Annotated in this window: 25 protein-coding genes and 1 tRNA gene; 4 read left to right on the top strand and 22 right to left on the bottom strand. The window is 53.2% G+C overall.

All coding sequences use genetic code 11. The features are described 5' to 3' along the window. Positions 1 to 152: 152 nt before the first annotated feature. Positions 153 to 1,574 (bottom strand): MDR family MFS transporter, encoded by a 1,422-nt coding sequence (locus tag GQY55_RS12050; protein WP_160041524.1) that lies wholly within the window; start codon positions 1,572 to 1,574, stop codon positions 153 to 155. A gap of 241 nt (positions 1,575 to 1,815) precedes the next feature. Here GQY55_RS12050 and GQY55_RS12045 point away from each other — a divergent pair, with 241 nt between their 5' ends. Next, complete coding sequence (locus GQY55_RS12045; protein ID WP_160041522.1) at positions 1,816 to 2,283, top strand: MarR family winged helix-turn-helix transcriptional regulator; 468 nt, start codon at positions 1,816 to 1,818, stop codon at positions 2,281 to 2,283. Here the strand turns inward: GQY55_RS12045 and GQY55_RS12040 are convergent. The 8 genes from GQY55_RS12040 to hpaB form a co-directional block, all read right to left on the bottom strand. Beyond that, the gene (locus GQY55_RS12040) at positions 2,239 to 3,000 is read right to left on the bottom strand and encodes a tyrosine-protein phosphatase (protein ID WP_160041520.1); all 762 of its coding nucleotides are present in this window, start codon (positions 2,998 to 3,000) and stop codon (positions 2,239 to 2,241) included. The genes GQY55_RS12045 and GQY55_RS12040 overlap by 45 nt on opposite strands. Before the next feature lie 318 nt (positions 3,001 to 3,318). Then, the gene (locus GQY55_RS12035) at positions 3,319 to 4,278 is read right to left on the bottom strand and encodes a Gfo/Idh/MocA family protein (RefSeq protein WP_160041518.1); all 960 of its coding nucleotides are present in this window, start codon (positions 4,276 to 4,278) and stop codon (positions 3,319 to 3,321) included. Positions 4,279 to 4,306: 28 nt separating this feature from the next. Further along, complete coding sequence (locus GQY55_RS12030) at positions 4,307 to 5,137, bottom strand: sugar phosphate isomerase/epimerase family protein (protein ID WP_160041516.1); 831 nt, start codon at positions 5,135 to 5,137, stop codon at positions 4,307 to 4,309. An 84-nt stretch (positions 5,138 to 5,221) separates the two neighbouring features. Then, a complete protein-coding gene (locus tag GQY55_RS12025; protein ID WP_160041514.1) occupies positions 5,222 to 6,601 on the bottom strand; it encodes an extracellular solute-binding protein in 1,380 nt (459 codons plus the stop codon). A gap of 80 nt (positions 6,602 to 6,681) precedes the next feature. Further along, positions 6,682 to 7,548, bottom strand: coding sequence for a carbohydrate ABC transporter permease (locus GQY55_RS12020; protein WP_160041512.1), 867 nt, complete (start codon positions 7,546 to 7,548; stop codon positions 6,682 to 6,684). Between the two features lie 66 nt (positions 7,549 to 7,614). Then, positions 7,615 to 8,547: a carbohydrate ABC transporter permease gene (locus GQY55_RS12015; RefSeq protein ID WP_160041642.1), complete on the bottom strand. Its 933-nt coding sequence runs from the start codon at positions 8,545 to 8,547 to the stop codon at positions 7,615 to 7,617. Between the two features lie 182 nt (positions 8,548 to 8,729). Beyond that, positions 8,730 to 8,897, bottom strand: coding sequence for a hypothetical protein (locus GQY55_RS12010; protein WP_160041510.1), 168 nt, complete (start codon positions 8,895 to 8,897; stop codon positions 8,730 to 8,732). A gap of 27 nt (positions 8,898 to 8,924) precedes the next feature. Then, positions 8,925 to 10,394 carry a 4-hydroxyphenylacetate 3-monooxygenase, oxygenase component gene (hpaB, locus tag GQY55_RS12005; protein WP_160041508.1) on the bottom strand — a complete coding sequence of 490 codons (1,470 nt, stop codon included), beginning with the start codon at positions 10,392 to 10,394 and terminating at the stop codon, positions 8,925 to 8,927. Between the two features lie 201 nt (positions 10,395 to 10,595). Here hpaB and GQY55_RS12000 point away from each other — a divergent pair, with 201 nt between their 5' ends. Further along, positions 10,596 to 11,459: a class I SAM-dependent methyltransferase gene (locus GQY55_RS12000; RefSeq protein ID WP_160041506.1), complete on the top strand. Its 864-nt coding sequence runs from the start codon at positions 10,596 to 10,598 to the stop codon at positions 11,457 to 11,459. Positions 11,460 to 11,465: 6 nt separating this feature from the next. Next, complete coding sequence (locus GQY55_RS11995) at positions 11,466 to 12,188, top strand: RluA family pseudouridine synthase (protein WP_160041504.1); 723 nt, start codon at positions 11,466 to 11,468, stop codon at positions 12,186 to 12,188. A 161-nt stretch (positions 12,189 to 12,349) separates the two neighbouring features. On the opposite strand, the gene GQY55_RS11990 is transcribed toward GQY55_RS11995, so the two are convergent. The 11 genes from GQY55_RS11990 to GQY55_RS11940 form a co-directional block, all read right to left on the bottom strand. After that, the gene (locus GQY55_RS11990) at positions 12,350 to 13,018 is read right to left on the bottom strand and encodes an HAD family hydrolase (RefSeq protein ID WP_160041502.1); all 669 of its coding nucleotides are present in this window, start codon (positions 13,016 to 13,018) and stop codon (positions 12,350 to 12,352) included. Positions 13,019 to 13,038: 20 nt separating this feature from the next. Further along, the gene (locus tag GQY55_RS11985; protein ID WP_236575561.1) at positions 13,039 to 13,794 is read right to left on the bottom strand and encodes a methyltransferase domain-containing protein; all 756 of its coding nucleotides are present in this window, start codon (positions 13,792 to 13,794) and stop codon (positions 13,039 to 13,041) included. A 67-nt stretch (positions 13,795 to 13,861) separates the two neighbouring features. Continuing rightward, positions 13,862 to 14,518, bottom strand: coding sequence for a bacillithiol biosynthesis deacetylase BshB2 (gene bshB2, locus GQY55_RS11980; RefSeq protein ID WP_160041500.1), 657 nt, complete (start codon positions 14,516 to 14,518; stop codon positions 13,862 to 13,864). A 43-nt stretch (positions 14,519 to 14,561) separates the two neighbouring features. Then, positions 14,562 to 14,906, bottom strand: coding sequence for a YojF family protein (locus GQY55_RS11975; protein ID WP_160041498.1), 345 nt, complete (start codon positions 14,904 to 14,906; stop codon positions 14,562 to 14,564). Between the two features lie 419 nt (positions 14,907 to 15,325). Further along, the gene (locus tag GQY55_RS11970) at positions 15,326 to 16,543 is read right to left on the bottom strand and encodes an MFS transporter (RefSeq protein WP_160041496.1); all 1,218 of its coding nucleotides are present in this window, start codon (positions 16,541 to 16,543) and stop codon (positions 15,326 to 15,328) included. A 39-nt stretch (positions 16,544 to 16,582) separates the two neighbouring features. Beyond that, positions 16,583 to 16,993, bottom strand: coding sequence for a MarR family winged helix-turn-helix transcriptional regulator (locus GQY55_RS11965; RefSeq protein ID WP_160041494.1), 411 nt, complete (start codon positions 16,991 to 16,993; stop codon positions 16,583 to 16,585). Between the two features lie 224 nt (positions 16,994 to 17,217). Then, entirely contained in the window at positions 17,218 to 19,662 is a 2,445-nt protein-coding gene (gene gyrA, locus GQY55_RS11960) for a DNA gyrase subunit A (protein WP_160041492.1), read from the bottom strand. Positions 19,663 to 19,673: 11 nt separating this feature from the next. Continuing rightward, entirely contained in the window at positions 19,674 to 21,668 is a 1,995-nt protein-coding gene (gene parE, locus GQY55_RS11955; RefSeq protein ID WP_160041490.1) for a DNA topoisomerase IV subunit B, read from the bottom strand. A gap of 80 nt (positions 21,669 to 21,748) precedes the next feature. Further along, positions 21,749 to 22,738: an ABC transporter permease gene (locus GQY55_RS11950; protein WP_160041638.1), complete on the bottom strand. Its 990-nt coding sequence runs from the start codon at positions 22,736 to 22,738 to the stop codon at positions 21,749 to 21,751. Further along, the gene (locus GQY55_RS11945; protein ID WP_160041488.1) at positions 22,731 to 23,714 is read right to left on the bottom strand and encodes an ABC transporter ATP-binding protein; all 984 of its coding nucleotides are present in this window, start codon (positions 23,712 to 23,714) and stop codon (positions 22,731 to 22,733) included. Before GQY55_RS11945 ends, GQY55_RS11950 begins: the two co-directional genes overlap by 8 nt. A gap of 31 nt (positions 23,715 to 23,745) precedes the next feature. Then, complete coding sequence (locus GQY55_RS11940) at positions 23,746 to 24,591, bottom strand: GDSL-type esterase/lipase family protein (RefSeq protein ID WP_160041486.1); 846 nt, start codon at positions 24,589 to 24,591, stop codon at positions 23,746 to 23,748. 220 nt (positions 24,592 to 24,811) lie between these two features. On the opposite strand from GQY55_RS11940, the gene GQY55_RS11935 reads away from it, so the two are divergent. After that, a tRNA-Lys gene (locus tag GQY55_RS11935) sits at positions 24,812 to 24,884 on the top strand. Between the two features lie 114 nt (positions 24,885 to 24,998). Here GQY55_RS11935 and GQY55_RS11930 read toward each other — a convergent pair. Both GQY55_RS11930 and mglC read right to left on the bottom strand, forming a co-directional pair. Further along, positions 24,999 to 25,763, bottom strand: coding sequence for a CAP domain-containing protein (locus tag GQY55_RS11930; protein ID WP_236575560.1), 765 nt, complete (start codon positions 25,761 to 25,763; stop codon positions 24,999 to 25,001). Positions 25,764 to 25,964: 201 nt separating this feature from the next. Further along, positions 25,965 to 26,993, bottom strand: coding sequence for a galactose/methyl galactoside ABC transporter permease MglC (gene mglC / locus GQY55_RS11925; protein WP_373309190.1), 1,029 nt, complete (start codon positions 26,991 to 26,993; stop codon positions 25,965 to 25,967). Position 26,994: the final 1 nt, after the last annotated feature.

The raw sequence follows: 26,994 nt of genomic DNA, 5'->3' as shown, positions 1-26,994 counted from the left end.
TAGGATTTTGCAAAAATACTGAATCAACAATTGCAACTCTGTCCTGACCGTCAATGTCCAATGAGCACGCTACGGAATGAACGGAGGCATGAATAGCAAATGATCTCAGCATCGTATATAAGTGCTGTCTTTTCCCGTTCATTGGTCGCAATTTATTTGCTGCTTAAGGCGACCTTCCCCTTTCGGCTTTTTAATAGTGAAGAACCTACTAAGCCGACAATCGCAAATATAATCACGCCAACGAAAGCATAATTAATTCCATACACCTGGGATTGGGCACCTTCGCTAAATCGTCCGGATTCGACAGCGTGACTCGATACTTCCGTATAGATGGCAATCAATAACGCAGTTCCCATCGATCCGCCAATTTGACGGAATGTATTCAACATGGCCGTTCCATGACTGATTAAATGATCCGGCAATGCATTTAATCCTTCTGTAGTCATTGGCATCATGATCATAGAAATACCGACAATCATGAGGGCGTAGAACAATCCGACCATCCAAAGAGCCGTTTCTGCATTCATGAGAATAAATGGAATGACGGAAGCGGCAATCAGAATATATCCGATTACACCCAAAAATTTCCCGCCGATCCGATCGTAGATTTTGCCGGCGACCATTGAAACAACGCCGTTTACGATCGCTCCGGGTAAAAGAATAAGCCCGGATTCAAGAGCCGTCATCCCCCGTATGTTTTGAATATAAATAGGCAGCATCGTTTGTGGAGCCATTAAACAAATAAATGAGATGACCACGGCAATGGTCGATAATACAAAGGCATAAGACTTGAACACCCTAAACTCAAGCATGGGTTTTTCCGACCTTAATCCCTTCAATATGAGCAAAGTTAACCCTGCTGCTCCAACAATGCACCATAACGTTGCGCTTAGAGCACGACCGGAACCGGCAATGCTGATTCCATACAATAAAGCGCCAAAACCAACCGTGGATAAAAGTACGGAAGGAATGTCCATCTTCTGCCGCTTGTTCACCTCGGTGACATTCTTCATGTAAATAAGCGTAAGAATCAACACCATGATGGCGACAGGAAGCACCATGAAAAAGATATATCTCCACGAAAATTGATTCATAATCAACCCGGAAAGCGTTGGACCGATCGCCGGCGCAAAAGCCACGACGAATCCAACCAACCCCATCGCCGCCCCCCGCTTCTCTTTAGGAAAGATGATGAAAAATACCGTTTGCATCAGCAGCATGGTTATGCTTGCTCCGCAGGCTTGGATGATACGTGCAATCAAAAGCAACGTGAAGTTCGGCGACACAGCCGCAATTGTTGTTCCGATAATAAACAACGACATGGCCGCGATCATTAATTGACGAGTCGTATACTTGCCTATGAAGAATGCCGTCACTGGAAGAAGAATCCCGTTAGCCATCAAGTAAGCCGTGGTTAGCCATTGTCCCGTACCTGCGCTGATTCCAAAATCGACCATGATCTCGGGTAAGGCTGTAAATAAGACCGTTTGATTTAAAATGGTTACAAACGTCCCGATTAAAAAAATAAAAGCAATTAACGTTCTGTTAAAGGTAAGTCTGCCTTGTACACTCATAACCTTGTTCTCCTTTAAGTTCATTCCAGCTCATTGCTGTCACCCATTCGGAATAAGGAAGAAAATCGCCGAAAACCATGTTTTCTCGTTCCTCCTTGGCTTATACTAATAGCGATATTGGTTTGACTCTCATCCGTATTTCGATTAGACTTATAGATGATGAGCCATGTTATAGTGAGGCGCCTCACTAATATAGAGTAAGCCTACTGCTGATTTTATTTTTTGTCAAGGGAGAATCATTATGGAATTTACAAAAGAAAACGGTGCATTAGCGGTTGAAGTCCTGGATCTGATGTTTCGGGCTACGCGCCATATCCAACATGAATATGAAATGAAACTGGAGTCGCTTTCTTTACCGTTCCAGCTTTCCGGACCCAGATTACGCCTATTGCTTATGGTTTGGCGTGCAGAAAAAATTCGGATGAATGAATTGGCAAGCAAATTAGGCGTGAAACCTAGAACCGTAACAGAATTGGTTGATGCATTGGAACGGGATGGTGTACTCCAGCGAACTCCTGATCCGGATGATCGCCGGGCAACCCTACTGCATTTAACAGAGGACGCGCTGAATCAGATCACTCGCGTTCGGATGGTGCAAATGCAAATTTCGGATGAAATACTGCAAAATTTCACCGCCGAAGAGCGCACCCGATTGCACGCATTATTAAGCAAGTTTTTTGAAGGAATGGAATTTGATTTTGTCTATTAACCTAAGAATGAGCGTCATAAGCATACTTTCCCACTCTTCCGTTTCTCTAATAGAAAGTCTTAAAAAAGGAGTTTCACTTAATTGCCCGTCTTTAATATTGTGATAATTTTCATTGAAGAGAGGGTATTTCCTCGTCCACCAATGCTTTATTGAGTTGGTCATCGCTTCTCCCGGTTTGCCGAGTTCGGCAAAATTGCCGCTGTTAAACGTGGCCGCCAAATCCGCGGCGTTGTAGACGGAAGATACGTTGGCGTTCAGGCGGACATATTTCGTGGTCGGAATCATCGTGTCCAGAGTTGAAACGATTTCGCTATCCGAACGGAAGTCGCCGATCACGTCGATGTGCAGCGCTTCGATTTTTTTCAGCTCGTCCGGCGTCAGGCCGACAAGCTGGCTTGATCTGTAAAGCTTGCCCCATTTCACGTGTCTGCCGTCGGATGTTTCATAACCGCCGAGATCGCGGAAGTTGTAAATTTTGCCGATATCAAGCAATCGGTCCGCGGCGGCCACTCCCGTATTTTGAACGCCTTCCACGTAGAAATAGATGCATTTGTCTTTCGCGGGATTGTCCACGATGACCGAACCGTTTTTGCTTTTGGCATAAACAAGGATGTTCCTCGTAATATTTATGTCTTTGGGCGAAGTGCTCCAATAAACGCGAACCGCGTCAAACGGATTATTGGCCGACCAGATGATCTGGCATCTGCCGTCCGTCAATTTATTGACCTTTACATCGCCGGGTTGATATTGGCTCCGACTTTTCTCCTAATTTTGGAGCAGCCTGTCGAAATTCTGTAGATCCACAAAATGCGCATCCACGGGGTTGCCGTCATTTTCCGATCGCAGCCGACAAACGGGTGGTTCCGTACCCGATTTGCCGAAAAAACGCGGATTTCGCATTCCAGCCCGCTGACAAAAAAAGACCGTTTTCGCCCGGGATGACGGGGAAACGGTCTTAAGGCCCATAAAATTCCGATGAGGAACAAAATAGGAACGGTTTCGATTGTCAGCCATTTGTTGGCGCGGCGGACATGATCAAAGCATCACCGCCTGCCCCGTTTTTGCGGATTCATTGGCAGCAAGCGTAACTGCAAGCGTTTTGAGCGCCGCGCTGTACGGGGCCAAAACCAGGCTGCGGTCCCCGGTGGCGACCGCCTGGATGAAGGCGTCATCCTGCGCCCGGTAGAAATCGCCCCTGCCCCGTATAATTTGGGTCCGGTCCGGCTCCGTGATGGTCAAGTCGCCGCCTTCCAATGTCAGCCTGAAGCCGCGGCCCAATATTTCCAGCGACGCCCGTCCGTCCGGCTGCGGGAAGAAACCGGTATCGATATGCCCGAGGGCCCCCGAAGCAAACACCATGTTGACCGACGCCGCATCGGGCGTGGTGATGCCGGGCACCTCGCGGCTGAGAAGAAGCGCCATGTCGGCGGATACCTTGCGGACGTCGCCCGCCAGATACAGCATCAGGTCCACGTTATGCGTCGTCTGCTCCACAAGCTGCCCCCCGGATTTGGCATGATCCACCCACCATGGATTCGGCGGCAATCCTCCGAAACGGTATGCCCGTACCATGGCGATTTCCTTGCCCTGAAGGTAGCTTTTGGCACGCTGGACGGAGTCCATGTACCGCATGCAGTATCCTGAACCCGTGATAACCCCCGACTTCTCCAATGCTTCCGCTTTTTTCTGAACCACGGCCATTTCAAGTCCTAACGGCTTTTCGACCAACAGGTGAATTCCGCGTTCCGCCGCTTTTTCCTCCATGTCCCCATGGGCAAATGGCGGCACGCATAGGAACAAGGCGTCCAGCTTTTCACGGTCCAGCATGTCGTCGAAATCGGTGTACGCCTTCCCCCCATACTGACGGACCGCGCGTTCCGCCGCCGCCGGCGCAACGTCGCAGACCGCAGCCAGCTCGGCGCCTTCATGTTGATGAATATGTTTCAAATGCTCTGCGGCAATGATTCCGGCCCCTACCACGCCGATTCTAATCATTCGATGGTTTCTCCCTTCGCGCTTTGGTTTAGTACGGATTTTTGCCCAAAATGACGTCCAAATGGCGGGACGTGTCAAAGATCAGCTGGTCCGGGAAGCTTGCATACGGCTCCAGCTCCGCCGTCAAGCTGTCGCGGTAGCCGATATCGCTTAAAGCCAAACGGACGTTCAGCCAATCCACATCCCCCGACAACAGCGGCACGAAACCGAGGTGATTGCCGACCTTCGTCCGGAAATCCTTGACGTGAATTTTGCGGATCCGGCTCCCAAGCGTACGGATCCAATGCTCCGGTCTTCCGAAGGCAAGCGTGTTGCCGACGTCGAAATAAGCGCCGACATGCTCCGATTCAAACTGGTCGATGTAGCGGACCATTTCGAGCGGGCTCCATAAAAATTGGTTCCAGACATTTTCGATGGCGATGCTTAACGGCGTTCCGGCGATATCGTCGACCAGCGGCTGCAGAGCCATCGTCGAGCGCTCCCATACGTCCTCGTACGTAACGTCCTCTTCGATTCGTCCAGGCACGACGAGGATCGTATCCACTTCAAGCTCCAGCGCCAGCTCGATCTGTTTGCGGATGGATTCCACCGCACGGCTCCTCGTGTCTTTATCGGGAGAGCTCAAAGGATACCGGCCAAGCATTTCGGTGGAGAGGCTGCCGACGGTCAATCCGTAGCTGCGGACCAGCCTTCCCAGCGCCTTTGCCTCTTCCGGCGTCGTGTCCATCGTCAAACCGATGCCGCCGGAAGCGTACAAGTTCAGCTCGATCGTATCAAACCCCGCCGCCGAACTGGTGCGGAGCACCTTGCTCAGCGGAGTTCCCGGCGGAAAGCACCATTGGTTGATTCCCTTTTTCATCTTCAGTCCTCCTCCAATCCCGCTTTCTGAATTCGATGAAACGGATAAGTGCAAAGCCCGTTAGGGGCTTTGCACCATCTGGTGTCACTTTAAGTTCGCCGACCATTTTTCCGCGCGCTGCTGCAGGTCGTCCAGAAACTTCTGGATGTCCGGGGCGTTGCCGGTCGCCGCTTTGCTGATGAAACCGTTGACCGCAGGCACAATATCGCTCATGTAGAACGGGTTGGCTTCGTCCATCAGCTCCGAGTGTCCCACTGCGGCAATTTCAAGCGCTTTTTTGACGTATTTGTCTTCCGGGGACACAAAATCCGCATTCTTGAGCGTTGGCGTCAGCGCAAAGTTGTCATACATGTATCGTTGCGTCATCGGACTCGTCAGAAACTTCAGCACTTCCCAGGAAGCTTTGACGTCCTTGGCGTTTTTCGCCATGATGAACGGGTCGACCGCCACCCAGCCTTCGCCCTTTGGCCCCATATTCATGACAGGCTCAAACCGGTCCAGCAGATCCTTGTTTTTATTGCTTATATATTCGTTCATGGTAGAGCCGCCCGTGGAATCCAGCGCAATCGCGATATTGTTGCGTTCCAGGCCGAAGTTTTCGGCGCCTTGTGCGTTTACGAATCCTGGCGGCGCCAGCTTTGCGGCTTCCTTCAGCCATTCCATGACCTTCGCCATTTCGGGCGTGTTCAGATGCCACTTGATGCTTTTCACGTCCTTCAACGTGCCTTCGGCTCCTTTCGCCCCGAACGCCAGCGTCAACGCGACGAAGGTCGATCCGTTTAACGAGTTGCCGCTCCAATAAAGCCCGTAGTTGTCTTCGCCGGTCTTCGGATTTTTGCCCGTCATTTTTTTGGCCTTTTCGAGAATTTCGGCCGGGTCCGCCTTCGCGGACAACGGTTCCACTCCCCAGTCCTCAAAAAGCTTTTTGTCATAGATCGTCATTCTGCGCCCGAGCGCGACCGGGATGCCGAATTGCTTCGTGCCGTCGGGCGACTTGGTGCTGTAAGAATTGTTCATGATGCCTTCCAGGTAAATGCCGGGGTCAAAACTTGCATCTTCCTTGATCAGGTCATCCAGGTCGCGAAGCAGCCCGTCCTGATACCACTGGGATGCAAACGCTCCGCCGGTGTACAGGACGTCCACATCGCCGGAAAGCAGCATGGCGGATTGTTTTGCTTTGACGTTTTCCCATGGAATTTGATACAGATCAAGCTTGATGTTCGGATACATTTTGTTGAAAGTTTGCTCAAGATAGTCGTTCAGCCCGATGGTTGGGTTGCCCGTCTGGGCGTTGATGCCGTTGTCCAGCTGCCATCCGGCCAAGGCGACCCTGACCGTCCCCTTCATGTCGGACACCTTTTTGATTTCCACTCCGCCCGTGACATCCGTGTCCGTTCCGCCTGAACAGGCCGCAAGCGACAGCGCCAGCACGCAGGACAAGACAAGCAGCAAAAGCTTTTTCATGAATCCGTTCCCCCTTTTTCATTCAACATGGAATTGGAGCCCCTTCAAAATCGCCCAGGTTGGTTCGGGCAAAACGCTGCTCACTGTTTGATCCCCGATAACGCGATGCTTTCGATAATGTAGCGCTGCAAAAACAAATATACGACGACGACCGGGATCAGGCTCACAGTCGTGGCAGCCATAATGATGGAGGGCTGTTTGTCGATGCCGTTATTGTAGGTGAACATCGCAAGACCGATCTGAATGGTATACTTGGTTGCTTTCTTAAGGATCAGGAGCGGCCACAACATATCGTTCCAAACGCCAAGAAAGAGCAAAATGACCATGGTTGCGATGATCGGCGTGCACAACGGCAGGTATACCCTGCCGAATACGGACACCTCCTTTGCCCCGTCCAAAATGGCGGCCTCCCGCAGCGTTGTCGGCAGCTGATCGAAAAAGGCTTTGGCCAAAAACGTCCCGAACGCGTAATTCAAGGCGGGCAGGTAAAACGCCAGATAATTGTCGACAAGCCCCAGCTTGCTGAACAATAAGTATTGGGGGATCATCGTCATTTCGAACGGGATCATCATCGTGCTCAAAGCGAGCAGCAGCACAATATTCGCGCCCTTAAAACGCAGCTTGGATAACGCATACCCCGACAGCAGCGCCGACAAGGCGCTGATGAGGATGACGCCGGCGCTGACCACGACGGAATTTGAAATGTAGCGGAACATTTTGATGCTGGTAAACGCCGCCTCGAAAGTTTTGACGGAGGGTTCCTCCGGCCACAGCCTGGGCGGGAAATTGATATGAAGCCGCGCGGCCCAGTCGAAGCTCGTGACAAGCATCCATAGAAACGGCACGATCATGACGAAGGAACCCAGCGTAAGGACGATCGTCAAAATCCATTGGTTCAGGGAAATTTTTTTGCGCCGGTGCATCAAATTGGCGTCCACGGTGTTCATTCGGTTGACCTCCTAACTCAGAATGGAACTGGATTGAAGCTCGATCTCGCTCGATCTCTTCCCGGATCAGTCGAAGCTGTCCTTGCGCCGGTTCAACAGCATCATGACGGCCGTAAGCAGGAAAATCATAATAAACAGCAGATACGAAGCTGCGGTCGCCACGCCCATCTGCGAAGAGAGAAAGGCATTGCGGTAAATGTACAGCACGACCGTCATCAAGCTGCCGCCCGGATTCCCCGCCGTGCCCCCGATCAGCCACACGTCCGTAAACCGCTTCATGCCGCCGATCGTGCCCATGATGAGCATAAAGACGAAAATCGGCCTTAAATACGGAATGGTGACATAAAACCATTTTCGGTACGTCCCCGCCCCGTCCACCTCGGCCGCTTCGTACAGGTCGCGCGGAACGCTTTGCAGCCCGGCCAAAAAAATGATCGTATTGTAGCCAAGCGCCCCCCACAAGCTCATCAAAACAATGCTGTATCTGGAAACCTGCGGGTTCGTAAACCAGCCGACCGGTTCAATGCCAAACAACCCGATGACAAAATTCAGCAGCCCTTCCTTGGAAGGATAAAACAGAAACGAAAACAGCAGCGTCGTCGCAACGCCAGACACGACGTTCGGCAGAAAAAATACGGCCTTGAAAAAGTTTTGTCCCATATGCCATTTCAGGTTGTTGATCAAGCTCGCCAAAATAAAAGACAGCGCGATGCCAAGCAGTACCGACCATATGCCGATAAATAGCGTATTTGTAAGCGCTTGCCAAAATAACGAATCCGACAACACGTAATCGTAATTGCTGAAACCCACCCATTTTCCGCCGACGGAAAGTCCCGAGGTTTGATGAAAGCTCATGATCAGCGCCGCGATCATCGGATAAACGGCAAATGCCAATACGCCGATGATCAACGGAGCGCTGAACAGGTACCCCATCCAGTCGTTCCGGGTGAACCGTTTTTTGCGCTTGAGTTGCGGTTCCATCGATGTATTCGTTTTCATTTTTGCTTGAATGGACAAGTCGGTTTCCTCCTTCCGGATTGTGTAATGCTCGTTCCATACGGGCGGCTTACATCTGATGAGCATTTTTTTAAATATGTATATGAGCCCGGAGGGTTTATGTTCTCTTTTTTTTCGAAGGAACGAAAAAAGGGAGCTTTCACAGCCCCCTTTTCCCGGTGTTTCTACTGCTTCGGTTTTTCATGGTTTACGGCAAGAGTGATAATCATGACGACAAGCGTCAGCAGCGCAATCAGCTGGTCGATGGTCATGGCCGTCCGCCTCCCCGCACTCAGGATGGCTCTTCCGGACGGTTCCTTGCTCCCATGAAATGCCTCTTTACGTTTCCCCACTTCATATCTATTCGCGGACCTTGCAGATTATTCGTCTTTGGATTGCAAAAATGCCTTCACTTTGCCGATGCAGGCCTCCTTCTCCGATAACGAAAACGTTTGGTAGAGTCTGCTGGCAACGACCGACGCATCGCCAAAAAAGAACCGTTCGTACAGCGTCTGCCGCCCGCCGAAACCGCTTGAGCTGAGATCCCAGGCCAGGCGGAAAAGCGCCGTTTTGGAGGTTGCGTCCACGCCGCTGCCGCGAAGGTAACGGTCCAGCGCCGGTTTCGATTCGCCCGCGAAATCCAGCTCCGACGGAATCATGATCACGCTGCTGCCTCCAAGCAGTTGAATCAATTCGATCATGCGCGGGTACATTTTCGGAAACAGAACATTGGCCGTCCAAATCGGCCGTCTGTCCGGGAGCATGCTGCCAAAGCGGTCGGGAGCGGCACCCGCCTCCGCTGCAACCAGCAGGGATTTCAACGTCTCGTAATGCGCGATGACTTCCGTCATTTTATCGATGGTCGCCGGAGACGATGCCCGATCCAACGTTTCCGCCATATAAAGAAGGATGCCCAGCGTAAACTCCGTTTTCGCGATGTACCTGCATAACACCTGATGTCCGCAGTGAACGTGAAACCCGCTTTCTTGAAATAAGCGCATGGACAAGCGATCGTCCCCAAGAATGAACACGCGCTCCCACGGCACAAGCACTTCGTCGAAAATAACCAAGGTGTCCATTTCGTCGAAGCGGGAGCTCAGCGGATAGTCATAAGCCGAATCGCCTAACGCCAGCGTTTCCCTGCATATCCAGCGGATGCCCGGGAGGTTGTTCGGAACGGCGAACGCGAAGGTTCTGGGGTTGTTTTCTTCGGGGATAAACGGTAATGCCGGCGGATACACCAAAATTTCATCCGTCGTCACGCCTTGGGTCGCCAGCAAAAATGCTCCGCTAACGACGATGCCGTCACGGTTTTGTTCGACGATTTGCGCCGCGCAGCTTTCGATGCTGCCATCCTCCAGCAGGTCGTCGAACCGGCTGGCATGGGGCTGCACAAAAGCATGGGAAAGGGATATATCCCGCTCGCGGCAATATTCGTAATATTTTCGCATGTTGTCCGCAAATTCGGGACGTTTCTCCCCCAGCAACTCCGCTGCCGCAGAAAAAGCCATCAATCCGGTATTCATGTAATCCGGGGAACGCCCCAGCAGGCCATGATGTTTTTCGCCCCACAGCATCGTCATTTCCCGGCGTCTTTGAAGATCCTCCTTCGTTTTGGGCTGCATAAACGACAAACCTACCGGATCTTTGCTCGATGGGGAGCTGTACGTCATGCGTTCCATATAATCGGGATGGTACTGCATGTCGTAAAGCTCTGCCTGGGTTAACATCAGACCACGAAAAGCCGGGTGATCCGAAAGCTTGCCGTCCAATTGTTCTCCGCGAATCCAAACCCGGGGGTTGGCATGGTCGATGCGGTCGATAAACTGCTTTCCGTTTTTTGCCGGCACAGGCGCAGCCTCCTTTGGCAATGATGTTTATCTCATCTTATTCGCGCCCGGGGCAATCAGGAAGGGCCGAAACCTAAAAGGCGCGGAATTTGCCCGTCAAACGCGAGCGAATCAAGTGCATTGTTGCCGCGAAATGTTGTACAATAGAAGTTATGGTTATGTATTTTCATGAAAAAATTGCCTAGAAGGATGGATCGCAAAATGTATGTAGCCCGTGATTGGCAAGATTACGAATTGATTGATACCGGATCAGGGGAAAAGCTGGAACGCTGGGGGGACGTCATCCTCCGCAGACCGGATCCGCAAATCATATGGCCTATTCAAAACGAAAGCGGAAAATGGCGCGAGGTTCACGGTCATTATCACCGCAGTTCATCGGGGGGCGGACAATGGGACATGAAAAAGAAACTCCCGGACCGCTGGACGATCTCCTACGACCAATTAAAATTCTATATCCGCCCGACCAATTTCAAGCATACCGGACTGTTCCCGGAACAAGCGGCCAACTGGCGCTGGATGATGGACAAGATCGCCGCCGCCAAACGCCCGATCAAAGTGCTCAACTTGTTCGCGTACACCGGCGGGGCGACGGTTGCCGCAGCCTATGCCGGAGCGGAAGTCGTCCACGTCGACGCGGCGAAGGGCATGGTGCAATGGGCTAAGGAAAACCTGCAGCTGACGGGGATCGGAAACCGTCCGGTCCGGTTTATCACCGATGACGTGTTCAAATTCGTGCAGCGCGAACATCGCAGAGGGAACCGGTATGACGGAATCATTATGGATCCTCCGTCTTACGGACGCGGCCCGGGCGGAGAGATGTGGAAGCTTGAGCAAAGCTTGTATCCGTTCGTGGAAAGCTGCATGGGCATCATGTCCGACAATCCGCTGTTTATGCTTATCAATTCTTATACGACGGGCATTTCGCCGACCGTGCTTCACAACATTCTTAAGATGACCGCGGGGCGCCGTTTCGGCGGAACGATCTCCTGCGGGGAACTGGGGCTTCCGATCACGGCATCCGGGCTCCATCTGCCGTGCGGCATACTCGGCCGCTGGGAGTCGTGATACGCGATGAACCAAGAACCTGTTTCCCAAATTCCGATTTTGTACGAGGACAACCATCTGCTCGGGATCGTGAAACCGGTCAACATTCCGACCCAGGCGGATGTTTCCGGCGATCCCGACCTGCTCACCTTGCTTAAGGAAGACATCAAGGTGCGCTACGGCAAGCCGGGGAACGTATATTTAGGGCTGGTGCACAGGCTGGATCGTCCCGTGGGCGGCGCGATGATCTTCGCGAAGACTTCAAAAGCCGCCTCGCGCCTGTCCGAGGCCGTCCGCAGCCGCAGCTTCCGCAAGGGCTACGCCGCCGTCGTTCACGGCCGTCTCCCCGCCCCCCGCGGCACGCTGCGGAACATGCTGCTGAAGGATCCGAAGACCAATACAGTTTCCGTGGTCAAATCCGGAACGCCGGGAGCCAAGGAAGCCGTGCTCGATTATGAAGTGCTTGGCACAAACGGGTCCTTCAGCCTCGTCCGGATCAAGCTGCATACCGGAAGATCGCACCAAATTCGCGTGCAGATGAATCACGCGGGTTGTCCGCTGTACGGAGACCAGAAATACGGAAGCCGCGTCAACAAACCCGGGCAGCAAATCGCGCTTTGGTCCGTCACGGTCGGCTTTCCGCATCCGGTCACCAAAGAGGAAGTCGTCCTTGCCTCCTTGCCGCCCGAAGAGCACCCATGGAACCTTTGGTCCGAAACGGTATTAAACGGGCTGCATGCGGAAGACTGACAAGTTTTATGCGGCTGACTTCCATTGAAACCATAAAAAACCGGAGCCTTCACAAGCTCCGGTTTTTTATGGTTTGTCGCTTCCGTTTAGCGCATCGGTTTTCCTGAGAATGCGCAACCCTTTCAGCAAATCGCCGTCAAATACAAGCCCACTCCAATGGTCTAGACCTCGTTGGGAGCGGCATCCTCAAACAAATCCCGCAACCGGATTTCGTCATACGAACGGACCTGAATATCCGCTTCCGCCAAATTTTGGTTCCCCGAGTTCGGGTTCAGGTAACCGATGCATCTCATGCCGGCTTTCTTGGCAGCGAGCATGCCGTTGCGGGAATCCTCAAGAACGACGCAATGCTGCGGGTCGACCCCCAGCTGCTTCGCCGTTTCGAGGTAAATATCGGGCGCAGGTTTTCCTTTCGGCACTTCTTCGCCGCTGACCGTCGTTTGGAAGAAATGGTTCAGCCCGAATTTGGCCAGAACGCCTTCAATAAAAATTCTTGGGGATGAAGAAGCGACCGCCATCGGAACGTTCATCTCGTCCAGCTGCTCCATAAGCTCCCGGATCCCCTCAATCGGCCCGATATCCAGATTTTTCAAAATGTTCATTTTCAGATCCAGTTGGTATTCAATCATTTCTTCAACCGAGTGAGGCAGGTTGCGCTCCCGCTTAAAAATGCCCAGCATTTCGGGATTGGTCATCCCGACGAACCGTTCCAGCTCCTCTTCCGTCGTTTCCACGCCGAAGTATCCGAGCGTCTTGATATCCACGTCAAAATGGATCGGCTCGCTGTCGATGATGACGCCGTCCATATCGAAAATAAACGCGTGTTTCATGTCCATCCTCCATGATTGGGTTATAGAATCGTTCCGCCCGCGCGCAAAATGAGGACATGATCCGCCTGCCGCTGGAAATGATACGGAACGGCTTTCGTTTCGGCGCTCCATCCTTCGCCGCGGGCAAACGCAATCAGCTGCTCCACCTCGCCGGGCCGGCGTCCGCTTTGGTCGACCAGCGGAAAAATCCGGACCTCTCCGCGAGTCACCCTAAGTAGCTCGCGCAGCACGTCCCGGTGAAATTCGGCGTCCATCCGGTCGGCATATGTAAACAAAAAATGGGCCGACAACGTCAGGTCGAACTGTTCGTCACGGAAAGGCAGCGACGGCAGCGTCACGGGCACGTACCGTTCCGGATGAACCTTCATATCTTCCGCGCAGGTCCGTAACGCCCGCAGTCGCTCGGAACGCAGCGCTTCGCTATTCGGAAATTCCGTCCAGATATAACGGCTTTGTTCCGATTCCACATGCTCCATGGCGTGGCCGATATCCTGAAGCTCCTTCTCCAGAAGCCGGTCTGCCTCATGGTAATAAGCGATGTCCGCCGCCGTGACTTCGCATCCAAGCTCCCCGGCTTTGGCCGCAAAAGAGCATGCGCCTCCCGGGCAGTCCAATATTCGTTTACCTTCAAGATCGGATTCATCAAGCCCGAACATCCGCATGTACTCATCGTAAGTCCGGCCGATAAACACGATCCGCTCAAGCGTTTTTTCCGCAGGCCTTTCAGCTTGCCCGGCCGTCTCCGGCATTCCTCTTCTTTCCTCTGCTCCGCTCATCTCTGCTCCGCTCACCTTTCCAAAATAGGTTATGCGCGCAATCGAAGCCGCGCATGGAAATATTACCCTATTCGAAACGATAAGTCCAGAATCTTTCGGTGCTGAAACGGCTTTTGATTTGTTCATCCTCTTCGGTATAACTTCCGAGTATTTCTTTCCATCGGAACTGCGAGGCGTGCGCCCGGATCGACCCGAATTTGTTCGGAAGGAAATCCCTGACGTCGACGGCGACGTCCGGCTTGCCGATGATCTGCTCGCAGCCTTTGGCGAATGCGACGCAGTTCACGACCGGCCGCTGCTCCTTCGGCATGGCGGCAACCGTCCGGATGACCGCTTCGCCGGTGGCGTCATGGTCCGGATGAACGCTAAAGCCAGGGTAAAACGTAATGATCAGCGAAGGTTTCACTTCGTCGATCAGCTTGCGCAGCATGCCGTCCAGCAAATCCTGGTCTTCGAATTCGATCGTTTTATCATGAAGCCCCATCAGGCGCAAATCCTGGATGCCGATGGAGCGGCAGGACGCTTCCAGCTCCTTCCGCCGGTGCTCCGGCAGCGTGACGCGATTGGCCACGAGCGGTTTGCCCATGTTCCGCGCCATTTCGCCCAGCGTTAAGCAGGCGTACGTCACTTTGGCGCCTTCGCGGATACGTCTGGCCAACGTACCGGAAGTGCCGAAGGATTCATCATCCGGATGCGGGAATACGACCAATATATGATTTTCCATTGTTTATAATCACCCTTTCACTTGATGACGGCCGTTCCCGGACTCAAAACGGCTCCTTGCCCAGCTGCAGCGCAACGACAAGCTTGCCGTCGCTGTCATGGCCCGCCATAATCAGCCGCTCGGTTTCCGTTTCCTCAAAATGCGTCAAACCTTGCGAGTAGATCCAGCCCTGTTCCATTTTCAGTCCGACGCGGTAAGGGCCCGATCCCTGGATTTTACCGTGGGTATAGCGGACAACACCGTTTTTGATGAACGTGGACGCCGTAAACTTTGATTCGTCATTATGCGAAGCATAGGCCCCCGTCGTCATTTCGAGATGTATATAAAGATCCTGATCCTGCAGTTTGTCGATTAACTCCTGAACCATCTGCGGATTTATAAGCTGCAAACCAATCCCTCCGTTTCCAAGACGTCTGTCGGAACCGGTTGAACGTCCTTCCCGGGTGCACGGGCTTGTTCAATCGGTCCGGATTGCCGTTATTCAAAGGCTTCACACTTGACCGCCGCCGTTGACGAATGTCGTTCTCCGCCCGATTTCGTCCCCTTCGCTGCTATTGCTTTTTGCCGGGCATGAATCAACATATGAAGCCGTGATTAAACTGCAACTTTATTTATTATAATTCAAATCACTTCATTTTCACAAACTGCATTCGACTTATTTTGTATTTACATTTTCTACAAGAGATTTCGCCATGAAAAAAACCCCACGAAGAGTGTGGGGCGTTGGCTTCGAACCCGTTCAGGTACTTGGCGAAAGACCTGCCAAAAAGCAGGCCTCCGTCCAAACACGACAAAATCGTCCGTTTGTCAATCCGCCAACATCTTGCCCTTCGTTTCCTTGCCCAGGAACAGCACGCCGAGCGCGCCGATCAAGATGATGACGAAAAACATAATAAAAATTACGTTGATTTCCACATGCCGCTGCACCAGGTATCCGACCAGGAACGGCGCGATGACGCCGCCGATCCGTCCCACCGAGGTCGCCAGCCCGACGCCCGTCGAACGGACCGAGGTCGGGTACAGCTCCGGCGTGTAGGCGTAAAGGCCGCCCCAAGCGCCGAGATTAAAGAACGACAGACAGATGCCCGCCGCAATCAGCGAACCGGCCGTCTCGGCATTGCCAAACCAGGCGGCGCTTACGGCGGTAAGGACCAGATACGTAATCATAACGAACTTGCGGCCGAACTTTTCGATGAAATACGCCGCGGTAAAATAACCCGGAAGCTGGGCGATCGTCATGATCAGCACGTATTCGAAGCTTTTGATCATGCTAAAGCCCTTCAAGTGCATGACGGACGGGAGCCAAAGAAACATGCCGTAATAAGAAAACACGACGGTAAACCATAAAATCCACAGCATAATCGTGGAGCGGCTGTGTTCGCGGGTCCAAATGGAAGCCAGCTTGCCGGCAAACGACCTGGAAGCCGCCCGGGCCCGATTGCTCTCATACACAGGTGAATCGTCGATGGCCCGGCGCAAATACAGCGCATACAGGGCCGGCAGCGCCCCGATGACAAACGCGATTTGCCAGCCGTAAGCGGGAATCAAAAAATACGAAATGAGCGCCGCGGCCAGCCATCCGCCGGCCCAAAAGCTCTCCAGCAACACGACGGCCCGCCCCCGCTGGCTTACGTGAACGCTCTCGGATACCAGCGTCGAAGCGACCGGCAATTCGCCGCCAAGACCCACGCCCGTAATAAAGCGGAGCAAGCATAACACCCAGAAGCTGGACGCAAGCGCCGACAATCCGCTGGCCACGGAAAAAACGAGCAGCGTCCACAGCAGCACTTTTTTCCGGCCGAACTTATCCGCCAAATACCCCGCGCCCGCCGCGCCAAAAACCATCCCGATCGAGTTCACGCTCGTCAAAATGCCGACGTCCTGCGGGGAGAGCTTCCATTCCAGCGTTAATGCGGTCACAATGAAAGAAATGATGCCGACGTCCATGGCGTCGAAAAGCCAGCTGAGGCCGGCGCTGAAAATCAGTTTTCTTGTTTTTGGTTTCATAAGGGATGCTTCGTTCATCAGGTTGACGTCCTCTACGTTTATTCTTTAAAAGCCTTTTTACGGCGCTACCGTTAGCTTGCCCAATAGATAGATCAAAAGCTGCTGATTATGCGCGGAAATTCGCGACAAAACCCCCGCCAGAAACGCATCGCGGATCTGCAGTCCTCGTTCAACCTCGGCTCTTCCTTTATCCGAAATCGATACCCAAACGATCCGGCGGTCGTTGCCGTCGCGTTCGCGCCGAATCAAACCGTTTTTCTCCATCCGGTCGAGCAGCATCGTAACGGCCGCCGGGCTCGTCGCCAGCAGCGGCGTCAAGTCGGAAGGCTTCATCCGCTCGTTTTCGCCCAGCACCTCGAGAACGGCCAACTGAGCTTCGGTAAGCGCGGGAGCCAGTTCATTCTCCATATGCAATTTATAATCTTTGCTTAGTTTGGACCATATTTTCGCAAATTCGGAAGTATGCACGGGTTATACCTTCCTTTCGCAAGCAATGTTTTACAGGATTAACTTTCGCGCATTTCAGTCCAATTCCTTCCGCGTCCCCGAAAATTTTTTCAAAAAAAACGGCCCCGACACCGTTCCGCAAAAGCCGCGCCAGGCCTGGGATTCCGCCCAAAAAGGCATCGTTCGCTTTCGGGCGAAGATGCCTTTTTTCACGCCTTGACGCTAGCTTCGGACACGAAATGACGTCATGAAGTTTCCGCAAATGCCAACAGCGCCGTTATTTCATCCTTTTTCTCCAGGTGAACAAGCAATTTTCCTGTCGATTTGCGCTCGGCAATCGGTGCCTGCTCGGAGCTGAAGGCATAAGTTAAGCCGTCCCGTGTAATCGCGGTAATTTGCAGCGGCTCGCGGCAGTAAAACGCCCCGGCGATCCGGCTGCCGTTCGGTTTCACCCGCTTGCCTTCCTTGAATTCGAACGTCGCCAGCCCTTTGCCTCCCCGGCTTTGCGGCTGGTAATCCGCCAGGAGGGAACGTTTGCCGTAACCGAGGTCGGTCACAGTCAACACTTCCCCTTCATCCTCCTCAACCCATAAAGCGGCCACGACCTCGTCGCCGTCGCGTAGCTGGATGCCTTTGACGCCCGCCGAAACGCGGCCCATCGCATTGACCTCCTGCTCCTTAAAGCGGATGCTCATGCCTTCCATGCTCACAAGCAAAATGTCTTTGCTGCCGTCGCTCATCGTGACCGAGATGATCTCGTCCTCGGCGCCGACCTTGCAGGCCGCAACCGCGCTGGAGCGATTGGTCATATATTCCTTCAATTCCGTGCGTTTGACCTGCCCTTTTTTCGTGACGAACACGAGGGATCGGTTCGGTTCCTCAAAGTTGGCGACCGGGATCGCGTCGACGATCACGTCTTCCTTGGACAGCTGGATCACGTTGACGATCGCGGTCCCCGGATCCTTCCACTTGAATTCGGGAATCTGGTGGACCGGCAGCAGGAAATATTGGCCCTTTTGCGTGAAAATAAGCAAATTATCCAGCGTGTTGATTTCGAAGACCTTGGAGATATGGTCTCCTTCCTTCACGCCGGAGCTGCTGATCTCGCCGCCGGACCGGGTAAAGGAAAGCATGCTTGTCCGCTTGATATAGCCGTCTTTCGACAGCGTCACCAGCACGTCCTCGGAGCTGACCATAACTTCCAGGTTGACCTTGATTTCCTCGACTTCTTCCTGAATGGAGCATCTGCGGTCGATGCCGTATTTGTCGCGGATTTCCAGCAGTTCCTTGCGGATCAGGGCGATCAGCTTTTTGTCGCTTTCGAGGATGGCGCGATAGTTGTCGATTTTTTTCAGCAACTCATCAAGCTCTTTCTGCAGCGTCGTAATTTCCAGATTCGTCAAGCGGTACAGCTGCAAGGTCAATATCGCGTCCGCCTGACGCTCCGTAAATCCGAACATCCACTGCAGGTTGTTTTGCGCGTCCTGGCGGTTTTTCGAAGCTTTGATGGCCGCGATAACTTCATCCAGAATGTTCAGCGCTTTAACGAGGCCTTCCAGCACATGGGCGCGGTCTTCGGCTTTTTCCAGCTCGAAACGCGTGCGGTTCGACACCACTTCGCGCTGGTGTTCGATGTACGCTTCCAGCATCGCTTTCAGTCCAAGCTGCTGCGGCGCTTTGTTGACGATCGACACCATGTTGAAGTTATACGTGACCTGAAGATCCGTCTTTTTCAGCAGGTAAGCCAAAATGCCCTGGGCATCCGCTTCCTTTTTGATTTCGACGACGATGCGCAAGCCGTCCCGCCCGCTTTCGTCGCGAACCTCGGCGATGCCTTCGATTTTTTTCTCGAGGCGGATGTTTTCCATTTGGGTGACAAGACGAGATTTTACAACCTGGTACGGTATTTCCGTCACCACGATTTGCTGCTTGCCGCCGCGAAGAAATTCGATGTCGGCTTTGGACCGGAGATAAATCCGTCCTTTCCCCGTCCGGTAAGCTTCCTTGATGCCTTCTTCGCCCATGATCAAACCGCCGGTCGGAAAATCCGGGCCCTTGATGAAGGTCATGATTTCTTCCAATTCGATTTCCGGCTTCTGCATCACCGCCACGCAGGCGTCGATGACTTCGCGTAAATTATGCGGCGGAATTTCCGTCGCAAAACCGGCTGAAATTCCGCTGACGCCGTTGACGAGCAGGTTCGGATACCGCGACGGCAGTACGACGGGTTCTTTCGCCGAATTATCGAAGTTGTCCTTGAACTGGACCGTCCGCTTGTCGATGTCGCGCAGCATTTCCAGCGCGATCGGCGACAGGCGCGCTTCGGTATAACGCATCGCCGCCGGCGGGTCATCGTCGATCGAACCCCAGTTGCCGTGGCCGTCGACAAGGACATGCCCCATTTTCCACGGCTGAGCCATCCGGACCATGCCGTCGTAAATGGACGAGTCTCCGTGAGGGTGGTAGTTCCCCATCACGTCGCCGACGGTTTTGGCCGATTTGCGGTACGCTTTGTCGGGCGTATTGCCCGACTCGTACATGGCGTACAAAATGCGGCGCTGAACCGGCTTCAATCCGTCGCGGACGTCGGGAATGGCGCGGTCTTGAATGATATATTTGGAATACCGGCCGAAGCGGTCGCCGACGACCTCTTCGAGATAAGCCGGCAGAAACTGTTCTGATAAACTCATCGATTCACCTTCTATTCCTCGAACTCTCTAAAGTCGACATTTTCCACGATCCAGCGCTTGCGCGGGTCGATCTTGTCGCCCATCAGCGTGGATACGCGGCGCTCCGCTTTCGCCGCATCTTCGATCTGCACCTGCAGCAGGGTGCGCGTTTCCGGATTCATGGTCGTCTCCCACAGCTGTTCGGGATTCATCTCGCCGAGACCTTTGTAACGCTGCAGCTCGTAATTTTTGCCGAATTCCTTCAAGTAATTTTGCAGCTGCTCGTCGCTGTAGGCGTACCGTACCGTTTCAAGCTTGCCCGACTTGCGCGAAATTTTGTACAGCGGCGGCTGGGCGATGTACACCCGGCCTTCGTCGATCAGCGGCTTCATGTAGCGGTAGAAGAACGTCAATAACAGCACTTGAATGTGCGCGCCGTCGGTATCGGCGTCCGTCATAATAATAATTTTGGAGTAATTGCTGTCTTCGATTTCGAACTCGGTTCCGATGCCCGCTCCGATCGCGTTAATGATCGTGCGGTATTCCTCGTTTTTCATGATATCGGCAAGCTTGGCTTTTTCCGGGTTCAGCGGTTTGCCCTTCAGGGGAAGGATCGCCTGAATCTTCGAGTCGCGGCCCTGTTTGGCCGACCCGCCGGCGGAATTTCCTTCGACGACAAACAGCTCCGTACGGGTGAAGTCCTTGGATTGAGCCGGACTCAGCTTGCCCCCGAGGCTCGAGCCTTCGCTCCGCTTTTTCCCGCTGCGCATATCGTCGCGGGCTTTGCGCGCCGCCTCGCGCGCTTTGGACGCCTGGATCGCTTTTTTGATGAGCGTTTGGGCAACCTGCGGGTTTTCTTCGAGGAAAATCTGCATCTTTTCCGTCACGATCGCGTCCACGGTGCTGCGCGCCGAGGCGCTGCCCAATTGGTCTTTCGTTTGTCCCACGAATTCGACTTCGGCCATTTTGACGCTGATGACCGCCATCATGCCTTCGCGGAGATCATTGCCTTCCAGGTTTTTGTCCTTTTCTTTCAGCATGTGGTTTTTCCGGGCGTAATCGTTCATGATGCGCGTATAAGCGGTCTTGAACCCCGTTTCGTGCGTCCCTCCGCCGCGCGTCGGGATCGAGTTGACGAACGATGCGAGCGTTTCGGTGTAACCCGCGTTGTATTGGAGCGCCACCTCGACCTCCACGTCGTCCTTTTCCCCGTAAAAATGAATGACGTCATGCAGCACGTCTTTGCCTTCGTTCAAAAATTCGACGAATTGGCTGGCGCCGCCTTCGTAATAAAATTCGTCCATCCGGTCGGTGCGCTCATCCTTGATGACGATGCGGAGGCCCGAATTCAGGAAGGCGATTTCCTGCAGCCGTTCGGCAAGCGTATCGTAGTTGAACTGAATCCCGCCGTGGAACACCCGGATGTCCGGTTTAAAGGTCACCTTGGTGCCGGTTTTGTTCGTATTGCCGAGCACTTCGAGCCCGGTGACAGGTTCGCCGACATGCTCCTTGCCGTTTTTGTCCTGCCAATATTCGAAGCGCTGCCGATGGATTTTGCCGTCGCGGTAAATCTCCACCTCGAGCCATTCGGAAAGCGCATTGGTTACCGACGCCCCGACGCCGTGCAGGCCGCCCGATTTTTTATATCCGCCGCCGCCGAATTTTCCTCCGGCGTGCAGGATGGTATATACGACTTGCGGCGTCGGGATTCCCGTTTTATGCATTCCCGTCGGAATGCCGCGTCCGTTATCGACTACGGTGATGGAACCGTCTTTATGCAAAGTAAGATCAATTCTCGTGCAGTATTTGGCCAAATGCTCATCGACGGCATTATCCACGATTTCCCATACCAAATGATGAAGCCCCGATGAACTGGTGCTGCCAATATACATGCCTGGCCGTTTGCGTACCGCAACCAGGCCTTCGAGCACTTGAATGTCGTCTGCATCGTAACTGCCGCCGCTGGGCGCGCTGTTGTTATGGCCGTCTCCCGGCGGCTCTGCAAACATATCGATCTGCTCGACCATTCATGCTCCCCCTTTGTGCTTCTTTATGTAGGATATACCAAAATGCAAACAGATGTTTTGTTTTGTTATCCTTGTCCATTTTAATTCAAGATATCCCTTTTCGTAAAGACAAGGAATGAGATTATGATCGCGGCAACGGCCCATACGGACAACACCGCCAGCGAAAAAGCGAGGTTCATTCCCTCGATCGGGGCCGGCGTCCCGGACAGATAGTCCGTCAGCTCCAAATTGACCATAAACAGGTATTTCGCGCTTTTCCAGGCGGAGGCCATGTTGGTAAGGATCGTCCCGGCGATCAGCGCGGCCATCATGACCACGATGCTTGCCGCCGTGCTGCGGACGAGCACCGATACCATAAACGCGAGCGAAGCGACGACCAGGCTTACGAACCAGATCAGCCCGCCTTCCATCAGCAAATACATCCACTGGGGCACCGCGTGCACGGCCGACATATCGACGTCGGACCCTTGAATCCGAAATCCGGTGAACACCGGAAATTCAAATCCTTTATACCCGAAAACGGCCCCGGAAATGACGTACGTGATCACAAAAGCGGACACGATGATCAGCGAAGAAAACATGTACAACGTGATCAGTTTGCTCAGCAGCACCTTCCACCTTTTGACCGGCCTCGTCAATAGCATTTTGATGGTGCCGCTCGTTCGTTCCCCGGATACTATATCGGAAGCGATCGCCATAATGAGTAGAGGAATGAACAAAGTTATGGAATTCGCCATAAACTCGCGCGTGAACGTGACGCCGTTCGGCTCGTTCGGGTTCACGTCATGCTCCAGGTAATACTGCAGCTGCTGCACGAAAATTTTCCGGAATTTCTTCCATTCGTCCGGCACCCTGTCGCTGCCGAGGGAATTTTCATTATCCGTAATTTGCTGCTGCACTTCAAGCCGCCAGTCGCCTTTGAACTTTTCCCTCGTTTGTTCAGCCGACCGCATTTGGGCATAGGTGAACATCGGAACCAGCACGAGCAGAATCAGCAAAATGACATAAAAGCGCTTCTTTTTGATAATTTTGATCGTCTCGTTTTGAATCAGGGGCAGCACGCTAATCAATACTCTCACCCTCCGTCATTTTCAGGAACAGCTGCTCGAGCGTCGGGTTGATTTTATGGACGCCGTGGATCCGAATGCCCGAAGCGACCAGATGCGCGACCGTTCCGGCGATAAGTTCTTCGCCCATGACCGTTACGACCGATCCGGCGCCCATCCCGGCGATGATGGCGTCATCCAGCACCCGTTCAGCGTGTTCGATCACTTCGATTCCTTCGCGAAGCGCAAGCTCCCGCTTTCCCGCTTCGGCCGGTTCGAAATCCCAAATTACGTATTCCGCGTTGGCGGCCACAAGCTCGTTGACATCGCCCACCGCAAGCACCCGGCCGCGGCTGATGATAGCCACCCGGTCGCATAACAGCTGAATTTCGCTAAGCAGATGGCTGGATACAAACACGGCCAATCCCCCGTCCGCCAGCTCCCGGATAAATTGGCGCAGCTCCTTGATTCCCTTCGGATCGAGCCCGTTTGTCGGCTCATCGAGAATAAGCAGCTTCGGCCTTCCGAGCAGCGCTTGAGCGATGCCCAGCCGCTGACGCATCCCGAGGGAATAGGTTCTGACCTTGTCATGGATTCTCTGGTCCAGCCGGACGATATCCACCACTTCCTGTATCCGGCGGTTGTCGATGCCGGGCTGCATGCGCGCAAAATGCTCCAGATTCTCCCACCCGGTCAAATATGTGTATACTTCCGGGTTTTCCACGATCGAGCCGACGAAACGAAGCGCTTGCTCCTGCTCCCGGTTCACGTCATAGCCGCATACTTTGATGACCCCGGCGCTCGGCTTGATCAAGTCTACAAGCATGCGGATCGTCGTCGTTTTGCCTGCGCCGTTCGGCCCTAAAAAACCGAATATTTCGCCTTCGCGGACATCGAAGGTCACATCTTCGATGATCCATTTTTTGCCGATCCTTTTTTTGACGTGTTCAACCGATAACACGATGGGTTGCCGCAGGTCCGAACCGTCCGTCAATGACATTCTCTCCTTCTCCTTTCCTCCGTATGCCGTGTCAGCGGATTGCCTGTACGATCCGGACGGCGATTTGCTGGTATCCGTCGCCGTTCGGATGGAAGTGATCCGACGACAAATACCGGTCCAAATGATGCTGGAAAATGTCAAAGGTAGGCACCAGCGTCATATTGCCATATTTATTAATCGTGTCGAGCGCGGCTTGATTCCATTCCGCAACCGCCTCATTCCCGGGAATCTGAAGATCTTCGATGTCTCCGAACGGATTATACAGGCCGACGTAGACGATCAAGGCATTGGGATTGATCGCGCGGATCCGCTCCAAAATCGCTTTCAGCTGCGTCGATGCTTTGGGCAGTCCCTTTAACAGATCCTTCGGATCCAGTTCCTGCCCTTTGGCCGTCGAACTTGTACCGGCAATGCCCTTGGAGATGAGATCGGCCCCTTGGAAAAGATCGTTCCCTCCGATCGAAAGCAGAATCACATCGGCTTGTCCCAGCACGTATTTTGTTCCACGCTCCTCCAGTTTCGGCAGAAGGCCCGTCGTCGTAAGTCCGTTGATGCCCAGATTGTTCAGGAGGGTCGCCTTCCTGCCCCCTGCTGGCGACAGTTCCTTGATCGTCCGGCGCGCGAACCCCATGCCCGAATTGTCTCCCGTTCCTTTCGCCAAGGAATCGCCAAGGACCGCGAACTTCAGCTCTTTGGCTGTTTCGGGGTTCGAAGAGACCGTTCCCGTTTGCGGCTCGGCCGCCTTTGGACCCTGCTCTTTCGCAGCCTGGGGATTCTGAATGTCTTTGACCGCATAAACGAAGCCGGCGAGCAGAAGCAGCGTGGCGAGCACGGATAAGATGCCGACGCTGCGCCAAATCCATTTCGATGAATTCACAACCGATCCCTCCATCAAGACGTTCTGCGATTCGTCATTTTTCCGACAAATGACATATGTAAATAAACATAAAACTTCTAGGACGAATTTGCAAATTCGGCCGCAATTTCCTTTCGTGCTGAACGAATGGCGAAAACCAGCAAAGATTCCTGTTGTCAACTTTTTGTGAACGTCTGGATTTTCGAAAAAAAAAGGCGTAGTATAATGAGTATAGGATTGCGGGTTATTAGCTTAGCTGGCAGAGCAGCCGACTCTTAATCGGCAGGTCGCAGGTTCGAACCCTGCATAACCCATCATAACCATGGTGAATTAACCGGATGGAAGGCCATCCGGTTTTTTCTGCTCCCGGCAAAAAAAGCCCGTTTCCCGAAGGAAACGGACTCGGCCATTAAATGATAAGATCGGTATTAGTTCGCGATAAATTCTTGTACCCAGTATCCGTTGTAGTAAGCCACGCCGATCGTGGTGTAGTTGCTGTTCAGGATGTTGGCGCGGTGTCCTTCGCTGTTCATCCATGCGTTCATGACGTCTGCAGGCGTTTTTTGCCCTTTAGCGATGTTTTCGCCCGCATAGCTGAAGGAAATGCCGTATTTTTTCATCATATCGAACGGAGAACCGTACGTTGGCGAGTTGTGGTCGAAATAATTGTTGTTGCTCATGTCTTTCGCTTTATCCATCGCCATGTTGGACAGTTTGGCGTTTTCCGTCAAAGGTTTGAGGCCCGCTTTCGCACGCTCCTGGTTTACCAGTTTTACGACTTCGGCCGCATAAGCGGACTGGTTCGAGGTCGTTCCGGTCGACGGTTTGGAAGTCGAAGCATCCGGTTTCGAAGTCTCAGGCTTGGATGGCTTAGGTTTGGTTGTTACCGGCTTCGAAGGCGTCGGATTCGTTTGCGGCTTCGAAGGCGTTGAAGGCGTCGGATTCGACGGCTGCGGTACGGTTACTTGTTGTCCTGTTCCCGGATATTGGAATTGAAAGTCGAGTCCACTGTTTTGCAGCCACTCTTGCAAATAGCTTTGAAGGTTTTGCAGGTCTTGGATGTTTTTTGGTGCAGGTACGTAGTTTTGCTGGGCAGAAGCAGCCGATGCCGGACCTGCTCCAATCAGACCAACCGCCAAAACGCCGGCGCATGCCGTGCCGATCAAGGCTTTCATCACTTTATTGTTCTTCATGGATACATCTCCTTCTCATGGTGTCATTGGTAGTACGTGAATCTGTCCAGGTTACAAAGTTGTCATTTCTCACTCCCACATTGTAACATGGCTGTTTCTTTTGTGTAGTCCACAAATATTGGCAACGAATTTCCAGACGCCCGCGATTCAATGCAAAAAACCGCAGCCATGCGGCTGCGGCGGTTCCGTCCACCATTCAACTTATTTCTTGGCTGCGTATTTGCGCATATCAAACGCAACGGCGGCGACGATGATCAATCCCTTAAAAATCAGCTGCCAATAAGGGCTGATCCCGATAAACGTCAGACCGTAGTTTATGATCGAAAAAATCAGCACCCCAACCATCACTCCCGGCACCGTCCCGATGCCTCCCGTGGTGGACACGCCCCCGACAACGCAAGCTGCGATGGCGTCAAGCTCGTACATGTTGCCGTAGTTGTTTGTCGCGCCGCCGGTTCTGGACGCCTCGAGCACGCCTGCAAGGCCATACAATGCGCCGGCGATCATATAAATATAGATCAGGTTTTTGGCGACATGGATGCCGGAAACTTTGGCGGCCTGCACATTGCCGCCGATGGCGTACATGTTTTTGCCAAGCTTCGTTTTGTTGAAGATCACCCACACGATAAACGCCACGAAAATGGCGACCAGCACGATATACGGAACCGAAAAGGTGCCTGAACCGATCGATCCCGATCCGAAAGCGGTGAAATCTTGACGAAGTCCCCCGATCGGCTGCGAGTTGTTCGGGTCCATGTCGAAGTACATCGAGTTTATCCCGTACACCGCGACCATCGTTCCAAGCGTGGCGATAAACGGCGGCACATTCAGCTTCGCGACGACCAGTCCGTTGACCAAACCGCAGACCAAACCGACGACGATCGCCAGCAAAATAGGGACAAACACGTTCAGATGCGGCAAATCCGGGAAAAAGCGGTTGGCGTAGTTCTCGGTTTGAAGCATGGATGCGGAAACCACGGCGGTCAAACCGACGATCCGCCCTGCAGACAAGTCGGTGCCTGCGGTAATCAGAATAAACGCCACCCCAAGCGCGATGATGGCCCGCGTAGAGGATTGAATAAGGATATTCCGCAAGGAATCGATCGACAGAAACGACGGGTTGTAAATCGTGATTCCGATCACGAGCAGCACCAAAACGATATAAATCGCATATTGCGTCGTAAAGCTTTGAACGGCTTTTCCGCCGCCCACTTTTTTCATGCTCAGCATG

Source organism: Paenibacillus sp. USDA918EY (genome assembly GCF_009870825.1).
GTDB lineage: Bacteria > Bacillota > Bacilli > Paenibacillales > Paenibacillaceae > Paenibacillus_AQ > Paenibacillus_AQ albilobatus.
Note: the sequence above shows the minus strand (reverse complement) of the source record. Positions and strands in the feature narration are given on the sequence as shown.

What these genes read in the sequence shown, in the direction of transcription:
- GQY55_RS11985 (WP_236575561.1), bottom strand. Translation starts at nt 13,794, where the DNA reads ATGAGCGGAGCAGAGGAAAGAAGAGGAATGCCGGAGACGGCCGGGCAA.
- GQY55_RS11930 (WP_236575560.1), bottom strand. Translation starts at nt 25,763, where the DNA reads ATGAAGAACAATAAAGTGATGAAAGCCTTGATCGGCACGGCATGCGCC.
- GQY55_RS12050 (WP_160041524.1), bottom strand. Translation starts at nt 1,574, where the DNA reads ATGAGTGTACAAGGCAGACTTACCTTTAACAGAACGTTAATTGCTTTT.
- GQY55_RS12000 (WP_160041506.1), top strand. Translation starts at nt 10,596, where the DNA reads ATGTATGTAGCCCGTGATTGGCAAGATTACGAATTGATTGATACCGGA.
- GQY55_RS11945 (WP_160041488.1), bottom strand. Translation starts at nt 23,714, where the DNA reads ATGTCATTGACGGACGGTTCGGACCTGCGGCAACCCATCGTGTTATCG.
- GQY55_RS11970 (WP_160041496.1), bottom strand. Translation starts at nt 16,543, where the DNA reads ATGAACGAAGCATCCCTTATGAAACCAAAAACAAGAAAACTGATTTTC.
- GQY55_RS12030 (WP_160041516.1), bottom strand. Translation starts at nt 5,137, where the DNA reads ATGAAAAAGGGAATCAACCAATGGTGCTTTCCGCCGGGAACTCCGCTG.
- mglC (WP_373309190.1), bottom strand. Translation starts at nt 26,993, where the DNA reads ATGCTGAGCATGAAAAAAGTGGGCGGCGGAAAAGCCGTTCAAAGCTTT.
- GQY55_RS11990 (WP_160041502.1), bottom strand. Translation starts at nt 13,018, where the DNA reads ATGAAACACGCGTTTATTTTCGATATGGACGGCGTCATCATCGACAGC.
- parE (WP_160041490.1), bottom strand. Translation starts at nt 21,668, where the DNA reads ATGGTCGAGCAGATCGATATGTTTGCAGAGCCGCCGGGAGACGGCCAT.
- gyrA (WP_160041492.1), bottom strand. Translation starts at nt 19,662, where the DNA reads ATGAGTTTATCAGAACAGTTTCTGCCGGCTTATCTCGAAGAGGTCGTC.
- GQY55_RS12035 (WP_160041518.1), bottom strand. Translation starts at nt 4,278, where the DNA reads ATGATTAGAATCGGCGTGGTAGGGGCCGGAATCATTGCCGCAGAGCAT.
- GQY55_RS12020 (WP_160041512.1), bottom strand. Translation starts at nt 7,548, where the DNA reads ATGAACACCGTGGACGCCAATTTGATGCACCGGCGCAAAAAAATTTCC.
- GQY55_RS11995 (WP_160041504.1), top strand. Translation starts at nt 11,466, where the DNA reads ATGAACCAAGAACCTGTTTCCCAAATTCCGATTTTGTACGAGGACAAC.
- GQY55_RS12045 (WP_160041522.1), top strand. Translation starts at nt 1,816, where the DNA reads ATGGAATTTACAAAAGAAAACGGTGCATTAGCGGTTGAAGTCCTGGAT.
- GQY55_RS12015 (WP_160041642.1), bottom strand. Translation starts at nt 8,547, where the DNA reads ATGAAAACGAATACATCGATGGAACCGCAACTCAAGCGCAAAAAACGG.
- GQY55_RS12025 (WP_160041514.1), bottom strand. Translation starts at nt 6,601, where the DNA reads ATGAAAAAGCTTTTGCTGCTTGTCTTGTCCTGCGTGCTGGCGCTGTCG.
- bshB2 (WP_160041500.1), bottom strand. Translation starts at nt 14,518, where the DNA reads ATGGAAAATCATATATTGGTCGTATTCCCGCATCCGGATGATGAATCC.